At 61.6% G+C, this 3527-nt stretch carries 1 protein-coding gene and 1 pseudogene; one reads left to right on the top strand and one right to left on the bottom strand.

What is annotated here, in order from left to right; all coding sequences use genetic code 11:
• Window positions 1-177 precede the first annotated feature (177 nt).
• Window positions 178-3237 carry a fused MFS/spermidine synthase gene (locus Q0562_RS08675; RefSeq protein WP_298643522.1) on the top strand — a complete coding sequence of 1020 codons (3060 nt, stop codon included), beginning with the start codon at window positions 178-180 and terminating at the stop codon, window positions 3235-3237.
• Between the two features lie 60 nt (window positions 3238-3297).
• Here Q0562_RS08675 and Q0562_RS08680 read toward each other — a convergent pair.
• Window positions 3298-3527, bottom strand: a pseudogene (locus Q0562_RS08680) (hypothetical protein); the annotation flags it as partial.

The raw sequence follows: 3527 nt of genomic DNA on the forward strand, positions 1-3527 counted from the left end.
GGTGTTGGCGAGCCTCGCCGTACTATCTGTACTGTCTTCGGCTCGCCGCCTTGTCCCATTCCCATTTGAAACGACTATAACATGACCGTTTCGCGTAGAATGCCGCCATCGCGCGCCGTCAGGCGCACGATACCCTCTTCGTTGGCTCCTTCGGGCCATTTTTAATGGAATGAATCTATGCAAAACCCACCTGACCCCACCAAACCCGCCGCCTCAGGGCGCGCGTTATTGCTCGGCATCTTCGTCCTCTCCGGCTTTGCCGGGCTGATTTACCAGTCCATCTGGTCGCATTATCTCGGCATCTTTCTCGGCCACGCTGCTTACGCGCAGGCGCTGGTGCTCGCCATTTTCATGGGCGGCATGGCGGCGGGCGCGATGTGGATTGCCCGCGCCGGCGAGCGCTGGCGCAATCTCATCCGCTGTTATGCCCTGATTGAGGGGCTGATTGGCGTCCTCGGCCTGCTTTTCCACTGGATTTTCACCGCCGTACTCGGTTTCAGTTATGACGTGCTGATGCCGGCAGCGGGTTCGCCCTTCATGGCGGACGTGTTGCGCTGGCTGACCGCCGCCGTGCTCATCCTGCCGCAGACGATTCTTCTCGGCATGACCTTCCCGCTGATGAGTGGCGGCCTCATCCGCCGTTTCCCGGGGCAGGACGGCAGTCTGCTCGGCGGTCTTTATTTCACCAACAGCATCGGTGCGGCCTGCGGAGCACTGCTTTCCGCCTTTGTGCTGCTTCCAGCCTTCGGTCTGCCCGGCACGGTGATGACCGCCGGTGTGCTGAATCTCGTTGTCGCGACCCTTGCCCTTTATCTCGCCCGCACTCCTGAACCACCCGCACATCTCACCCAAAAAGACAACGCTGCAGCGCCCGTACTGCGCCCGCTATTGCGCGTCGTGCTGCTGAGTACGGCGCTCTCCGGTGCGGCGTCGTTTGTTTACGAAATCGTGTGGATCCGGATGTTGAGTATGGCAGTCGGCAGCACCCTGCACGCTTTTGAGCTGATGCTGACTTCTTTCATCGCCGGTATCGCTTTTGGCGGCCTGTGGGTGCGCAAACGCGCCGATAGCAGCCGCGATCCACTCCGTCTCGCCGGCTGGATGCAGGTCGGCATGGGGCTCGCCGCGCTGTTCTCTCTGGTCGTTTACAGCCACGCCTTCGACTGGGTCGGCTGGCTGATGGGCGGTCTGGAAAGAACGGCGAACGGCTACGCGCTTTATTCCTTCGGCACCGCCGTGATTGCCATCGCCATCATGCTGCCTGCCGCTTTTTTCGCCGGCACCACCCTGCCGCTCTTTACCGTGACGCTGCTGCGCAAGGGGCATGGTGAGCGGGTCATCGGCCAGGTCTATGCCTGGAATACTATCGGCTCGATTGCCGGTGTCTTCGCCGCCATGCACCTGATGATTCCGGCGCTGGGATTGAAACTGGCACTGGTACTGGCGGCCTTCATCGATATGGCCATTGGCCTTTTCCTGCTGCGCCGCGAGGCCGACAGCAAACCGCGCCTGCTGCGCACCGCAGTGGCGACAGCGGCAGTGGTACTGGCGACTGTCCTCAGCATTAGCAAGGTGCAGTTTGACCCGCTGAAACTGGCAAGCGGCGTGTTCCGCACAGGGCAGGTGTCCACCTCCGGACAGATATTGTTTTATCGCGACGGCAAAACGGCCAGCGTTTCCGTACAGCAAAACAATACCCAGCGCTCCATTGCCACCAACGGCAAGCCCGATGCCAGTATCGAGATGCAGGAGCAACCGGCGCCGGATGAAGCAACGATGGTCTTGCTCGCCGCCCTGCCGCTGGCGATACACGACAAGCCGGAGGAAATCGGCGTCATCGGTTACGGTTCGGGGATGAGCACGCACACCCTGCTCGGTGATGCGCGGGTACAGCGGGTCGATACTGTCGAAATCGAGCCGGTGATGGTGGAAGCGGCCAAACTCTTCGGCAAGCACGTTGAGCGGGCTTATACCGATCCGCGCTCGCACATCATCATCGATGACGCCAAATCTTACTTTTCCGGACGGCAGGCGAAGTACGACATTATTGTCTCCGAGCCGTCGAACCCGTGGATTAGCGGCATCGGTGCGCTGTTCGCGCGCGAGTTCTACGACTTCGTGCCGCGCCACCTGAAGCCGGACGGTCTCTTCGTGCAATGGGTGCAGCTCTACGAAATCGATGATGCGCTGGTCGCTTCCATCATCAACGCACTTACCCCGGCATTTGCTGATTACCGCGCCTATATCACCAATGCTGCTGATCTTGTCATTATCGCCACCCCCCAAGGCACCTTGCCGGAACTGCGTGCAGAGCGCGTCTTGCAGGGGTTTATCGGCGACGACCTGAAGCATCAGGGCATTGATAGTGCCGCCCAGCTGCAACTGCGCCAAATTGCCGACGGACGGTTGCTACGCGCCTACGGTACTCTGTTCGGCACGCGGGCGAACTCCTACTACTACCCGCGCCTGAGCCTGGATGCGCCGCAAACCCGCTTTACTTCAAGCACGGCTTCCTATCTCATCGATTTGAACACCCCGGTTCCTGCTACTGCCGGCCTGCTCCCGGAAGCCTTGGGTATCCGGCAGGCACTGCCGGCTACAACAACGCCTTCACCACTGCGCTCGTTCCAGGGGGAAATGAATACACACGATGCCCGCAGCTATGCCGAGCTGCTGCGCACCGGCCACTTGGCGGCAACGGCGGCACAACGGCTTGATCCCCCGCTGCTGTCGACCACTTACCTGTTGTGGCAAGCGGCAAGGCAGGCCTGCCACAGACAGGATGATGGCACGGCGGTGGAAATATTGGCGCGCAATCTGCGCAGTGCAGTCAATCTCACCCTGATGACCCTGCCTCCCGAACTGCATCAGGGCGTGCTTATTGACCCGGCCTGGCTGCCCTGCGCACCGGAGGCGGTTTCCGCCGATTTTGCTGACATCCTGCGCCTCAATGCGGCACTGGCGGCGCGCGACTGGTCAGGTGCGCATGCGCTGGGCGAGGCCTGGCTGGGCAAAGTGGATGCCAATCCGGTATGGAAAGCCCAATTTGACGACATCGCGCTCGCGGCCGTATTGCTTGATCACGCCCGCAACGGTCAATGGCAGGCATTGCAGGCGGCGGAAAAACGTCTCTCGCCTGCGATGACGGCGCGCAATGGGCAGAGCTACCGCCTGATCCGCCTGCTGCTGGCAATGGCGGACAATGAACAGGCTGCTGCCCGGGAGACGGTAAAGTAAACCCGCCCGCACAACCAAAAAACCCGCGTCAGCGGGTTTTTTTACAGGCGCAACGCCTTATCAGCTTCGCATCGCCATCGGCAGGCGGCGGATGCGGCGCTGTTCGCTGCCCGGGTCGGGGCGGGGCAGGTGGTCGCCGAGCCGCCATTGCAACTGGGCGGTGTCCACGCCGAGTCTTTGCCAGGCGAGTTGCAGGTGGGCGCGGCAGTTGTGCAGGGTGTCGGCATCGGCGGCGGCGGTGAGGGTGATGCCGGTCGGGCTGTGCTGGCTCAGGCGGTAGTCGTTTTTCC

The sequence above is a fragment of the uncultured Cardiobacterium sp. genome, assembly GCF_938028825.1.
Taxonomy (GTDB): Bacteria; Pseudomonadota; Gammaproteobacteria; order Cardiobacteriales; family Cardiobacteriaceae; genus Cardiobacterium.